This window comes from Lysinibacillus sp. CNPSo 3705, from assembly GCF_028674935.1.
Taxonomy (GTDB): Bacteria; Bacillota; Bacilli; order Bacillales_A; family Planococcaceae; genus Lysinibacillus.
In genome coordinates, this window is record NZ_JAQZSD010000116.1 from 1 (window position 1) to 6243 (window position 6243).

At 31.5% G+C, this 6243-nt stretch carries 3 protein-coding genes; all 3 read left to right on the forward strand.

Annotated elements, in window-relative coordinates:
• Positions 1-711: 711 nt before the first annotated feature.
• Positions 712-5352: a DNRLRE domain-containing protein gene (locus PVA17_RS24115; RefSeq protein ID WP_274069236.1), complete on the forward strand. Its 4641-nt coding sequence runs from the start codon at positions 712-714 to the stop codon at positions 5350-5352.
• A 13-nt stretch (positions 5353-5365) separates the two neighbouring features.
• On the forward strand, positions 5366-5956 hold the full coding sequence (locus tag PVA17_RS24120) for a hypothetical protein (protein WP_274069237.1): 591 nt from the start codon (positions 5366-5368) through the stop codon (positions 5954-5956).
• Positions 5953-6243: hypothetical protein (locus tag PVA17_RS24125; protein ID WP_274069238.1), on the forward strand; the 291-nt coding region annotated here is incomplete at its 3' end. The genes PVA17_RS24120 and PVA17_RS24125, both read left to right, overlap by 4 nt.

Below are 6243 nucleotides of genomic sequence, written 5' to 3' on the forward strand. Positions count from 1 at the left end.
TTGATGTAAGAATTCTAAGTGAGTTTTAATCAAACTTTTTTATAAAAAATAACTCCTTCACAAAATTAAATCCATCCATTTTGATTAATCTTTTTTCAAAATGGATGGGTTTCTTCTATTGTAAAATCAGTATTTGTAGCACGGTTTTAATTAAACTTTATTTTAAACCAACACATAAATATAGTTTATCATTTTCTGTAGCTTGAATTCTATTACTTCTGTCATCAGTTTTTGTAATGCGTTTGGCGTGTCGAAACGGCGGTTTAATCGATTCTTTGCGATTTTAACCCCTTATCCTTGTATGTTTTGTTAGTTTGATGGATGTGTGGTACACCCCCCCAAAAAAAGCTTAGGAGGTATTCCTAAGCCTTTTTGTTTTTCAGGAAAGAAAAGTTATGAATATAGCACTGGTTTTATTGTGCAACCGGCATAAGCATGTACTATAACTAACCTCGACAGAAATAGAGGTTAGCTAAGAGCGAGGATGTCCGTGGTGACGCAAAATCCGGAGGCAAAAACACCAGAGCGAGGAATATGAATTTCATAAAAAAACTAGAATTGATTGGATAAATGTGCACAATAATTTTCCTGTGTAAAAAATCCCAACTATATATTACTAAATGACTAGGTAATGAAACGGTGATAATATATATTGGATGTCTTTGGAGGGATATCAAAAATATATATGTTAAGTTTTAGGAGAGTAGATTATTGAGAAGTTTTTTAGAAAAAATATTAATTTGTAGTGTAGTACTTACGTTATTTATTGCGTATATTCCTTTTGAATATTTTGCGCTACAAGCAGAAGCGAAAAATGTGGAAGAGAAGAGTGTAGAAAAAAAGCCAATAGAATTGGTAGAATTACGAACAGAAAATGCTAAAACATTTGATAATTTGGATGGAACTTACACAGCAGAAATAGCACAAGAGCCTATTCATTATCAGGATAAACAAGGAAACTGGGAAGAAATCGACAATAGCTTAGTTGAAACAAACAATGGTAAGACTGTAACAAACAAGGCCAATGATTTCTCTGTAGAAATTGACAAAACTACTGCAGCATCGCAGCAAAATATTACAATTACAGATGATGAAAAAAAGATTGATTTTGGCTTAGTATCAGCTCAGCATGAAAAAGATAATAAAAACGAACAGGTCCAGAATGCTAAAGGGGTAGTTGACAGTAATACAATACGCTATCAAAACGTATTAAAAGACACAGATCTGGTTTACACAATAGGATCCAATCAGATTAAAGAAGATATTATTTATAGTGAGAAGCCTAAAGATGGTTTCCCAAAAAAATTCACTTATAAATTAAATATTCCTGGGATGAATGTATTAAAAGAAGAAGATAATATATATTTAGTTAACTCAAAAACAAAGCAAAAATTGTACTTAATTACTGCTCCATATATGTATGATTCTTTTGTCCCTAAAGGGTTCGTTTCAACAAAAGGGGTAACTTCTATACCGGAAGAAGCTATTTCGTATGATATTAAACTCGATTATGAAGAAGTTAATGGTGAACATTTTATTTACGTTATCCCAAATAAGGAATGGTTAGAAAGTAATGAAAGGGTATATCCAATAACTATTGATCCTACAATAGTTAATTTACAATCTATGCCTTATGTTGAAGATACAAATTTAAGAAGTGCATTTCCTACTCAAACGGGTGGAAATGATCAAGAATTAGGGTCTGGGAAAGCAAGTGATGGTAATATTATTAGAACTCTAATGAAATTTGATGTCTCTTCTTTACCTAAAGATGCTGTTGTTTTAAATTCAAACCTAAATTTATGGTATTCTTCAACCAATAATGCTTCAGCTATAGATGTTGGATTATATAAAGTAACAAAAAATTGGGAAGAAAATGAAGCTTCATGGACTTATGCCAAAAATAATCCCTACACATTATGGTCATCTAAAGGTGGAGATTATGACGCAACTAATAGGCTTTCTATAACAAATATAGGAGCTCCCTCTGAGCTAGATAATGACATGAAATCATGGGATATACCTGCCAATATAGTAGAAGGTTGGATTAAAAATTCAGCAACTAATCAAGGGTTATTATTGAAAAGTGAACAAGAAAATTTAGCTATATATAAAAAGTTTGTTAGTAGTGAGAAATCTATACTTCAAAAGTATAAACCTCTAATATCAATAACATATGCAGAACCGGCAGCTGAATTACAGAAGTCTGAAAATTTATTGCATAACGGGGATTTTGAGGGTAATTTGCCCTTAAATGGATGGAAGAGGAATAATTATAATACAGGTACCATAACACAAGACCAGACTGAGTCCTCACCAAAATCAAATGATAATAGGTCCGTAAAAATAACAATTCCTAAGGGGTCTTGGGATTTAAAGGAAATGTTGCCGGACTTAAAGCAAGAGATTAAAGTTGAAGGTGCGCAACTTTATGATATCAGTTTTTATGCAAAACAGAATATTAAAGGTTTAGGTACCACCATAGAAATAATGGAATGGTCTAATGATGATAAGGCAACTTTGATTGATTATTCCCAAATTTCAGAATCAACAGATTGGACTGAATACAAAAAATTATTTAAAACTAGCCCGAATGCAAAATCTATAATAATAACTATTAGCCCCTTCAGAAGTATGCAAGAATCGGAAAGCTATGGTGAAGTATTTTTAGATTCTATAAGTTTTGGAAAAGTGTCTAATCTTGAAGAAGAAGTACATGAAACTCACGAAATATGGGCATTATTTAAAAACAAAAAGAGCTTATCTACTGTGGAAATTGATCCGGATAAAAAGGCTCAAGGCAAGGGCCATGAATTTTCTTTTAGACATACAATTCCAGATGATAAAGGGATTGTAAGCGAAGAAAAAGCATATGCCAGAAAAATTATACCAGTTGAAAAACTCACATCTTATTATATCCAAATGCAACAAATGGTTGGAAGTGACTCGAAAAATATAACTCCTAATATAAAAGTTATTCTCAAAGATGAAAATGATAATACTATTAAAATACAAAATTTTTCAGGTTCATCAAAGGGTGGTATTTGGAGAGAAATAAAGGGAATTATAACAACTACTGAAAATACTAAAAATATCGAAGTTAGAACAGATTTCATAAGAGATAGTGTTAATGAAAGTCAAGGAGATATTTGGTTTTCAAATGGGCTTTTTGTAAATCGGATAGAACCAACTATTAGTGATGAGCTTATTATAAATGGAGAGTTTAAAGAAGAGTTATTTAATAATTGGGTTGTAGATAAAGATTCGAGTGGCACAGCGGAGATAACAACGGGAACTTTTAATAAAGGGAAAAGCTCTCTGGCCTTAACATTTACAAGTAACGATATTCTTAATTCCTTAAGTGTTATGCAAGAGGTTAATATAGAGCCAAATACGGTATATGAGATATCTGGTTTTTCTAAAATGCTCAAACAAACTGATGGGCTAGAGCCAAGAATTAATATTGAGTTTTTTAATAGTGATGGCTTGATACTAGATGGTTTATCTAGTACAACGTTAAACTTTAATAAAGAGACTTGGACACAAAAAAGTTTAAAATTCAAAACCACACCAACTACTTCAAAGATAAGAATTAAATTAACGGCATATGGACTTTCGGCAAAATCAGGTACCGTTTATTTTGATGATCTTTCCTTGCATAAGTTTTATGGGGCACCTATTTTAAATTACGGAAGTTTATTGGTAGGGCAAAATTTATTAAAAAATGCCTCTTTTAATTCAACTCTCGATAATTGGAATGTAGAACATTATGATGATTCTAGTACAGTTAGTACTGACACAGAAACCTCTCCTTTTTCTGACGATTCTAAGTCGTTAAAAGTTGGTATAAAAACAACGACTAAAAAAGATGACTTCGGAAATGATGATTTTGGAAATGTGTTAATAAAACAAAAGGTTAATATTGAGCCTAATTCTTATTATGTATTGGATGGATACGTAAAAGAATTAAATCTTAAGAACGCTGTTTATCAACTTAATATTGTTATTCATAATAAAGATAAAACCACTGAAGACTATTATTATATGACATTTGGTAATTCATATTCAGATCCAAATGAATGGATAAAAAAAAGGTTGGGCATTAAAACTGGTTCAAATGCAAGTCAAGTTGAAGTAATATTACAAGTCTTTACTAAAGGCATTGAAGCTTCAGGTACAGTTTGGTTTGACGATTTAAAATTAGTTAAACAAAATTTCATTAATGATTACGATCTTTCACCTCTGGGTGGTAGTACATTTAGGCCTGAGATGTCATTTTCTCAAATAGTTAGGCAAATAGAAATACCTAGCATTAATATCGATTTCGGTTCTACCTTCGAGGAAATGAATGCGACCTTACGAGAAATGGAAAAAATATATGAAGAACTCGAAAAATTCCCTTGGGATCAAGTAATGAAAGACTTTAATGAAGCTGGCGACAAGATGAAAAAAGCTTTTAAACAAATAAATTCTGCGTTAGCTCAAATGAATTCTTCAATAGATGGACTGGTGGAAGTTCAGGGTGAAATGATTGATACCGTCAATAAAACTAATCAAGTTATGGATAATATAATTAAAAAACATGCTGAAATAAATCAATCCATTTACTCTTTGACTTATGATGCAAATAAGATGAATGATATTCTAAGTTCATTAAATAATGTATCTACTGATGAACTTAAAAGTATGTTTTTGGCTTCATTTGACACGTCTGATATATTGATAAACGGAAAACCAGCTAATTGGAAACAAGATCACCAAGCTTATGAAGAAATGAACGTAAGAATGGCTTTGGCTGCGGAGTTTATGCCAGTATATGGGCAATTATCAGCCTTTAACGATCTGGTAGAAGGTGGTACGAATAAAAATGCTTCTACTTATGACCTTTTATTGGCTACAATAGGTGTAGTTGGTGGCGGTGTCGGTAGAATTGGTGTCAAAACTACAATAGAGGTTAGTGGAGATGCAATAAAAGAAGTTGACAAGATTGTAGAAACTTATCACAGAAAAAATAATCAGCGATCTCGATTTAGAGATTATACTGGTTATGAGGCTTCTGGAGAAGTTCATCACGGTTTACCAGAGGAATTTCATGATTGGTTTAAGGACCAGAAAGTTGATATAAATGACCCCAAGTATTATTATGATTTACCCAAAGAAATTCATAGGTTAAAAGTAGGGGATGGCATTCATACAAATAACAGTCCTTTAGGTAATAACTGGAATGCAGTATGGAAAGAATTTATCGCTGATAATCCGCATGCTACAAAGGAACAAATTGAAGAACAATTAAAGTATATGACAGATACATGCGATATCACACATTTACAGGCACAACCAAAAAAGAAATAAAAGGAGCTATACTATGAATTTTTATTTATTAAGGGAAAAATCGGGCACAAATGTACTCTTCAAGAATACTGGAGAAGATAAAAATAGAAGGGAATGTGATAAATGTGGTGGGGTGCAATCAATTATAAAAAACCCTTTAAAAGTCCAATTACGAGATGATAAAACTAGTGACTTTTATCAAATGATGGGAAATAATATTATTGGAAGTGGAATTCAAGATACTCTAATAAGACATAATTTTAAAGGGTTCAAATTATCCCCTATAGAAATAAAAAATGAGGAGCGACTATTAGATAAGGAATTATTTAATTTAGCCCGCATTGAAGCTACAGGTAAGGGTGGTTTTCTCCAAGATCATTTAGGAAATAAAATACCGCATTGTGAGACTTGTGGAACATTTTTAAATATTTTGCGTATTTCTGAAGGGTTAAGCGTAGATGAAAAAGAGTGGGACGGTAGTGATATTTTCTACTTTAATAACTGGTACGGTAATTTAATTATTACTGAAGATGTTTACAAGGTTTTAAATGAATCTAACACTCAAAACGTTAGGTTTATTAATTTGAGGGAATTTAGTAATGATTATAGAAGGAGTTTGAAATGAAGAGATTAATTTTTATGTTAAGCCCAATAGTATTAATGGGTCTATTACTAGTGATAACTAAAGTGGATGCAGTAGAAAATGCTGCGTCCCAAGTTAAAGAAATAAATATAGAACAAGAAGAAAAACTAGATTTTTCTGATGGTATAAATAATATAGGGCTTTTTTTAAAAAAGCTTTATAATAATGATAAAACTCTCGTCTTTTCTTATGCGAATAATCCTCAGACTTTATCAATAGAAGATATGGATAATAGATTTAATGAAATAAAAAAACTTTATACATTAGAT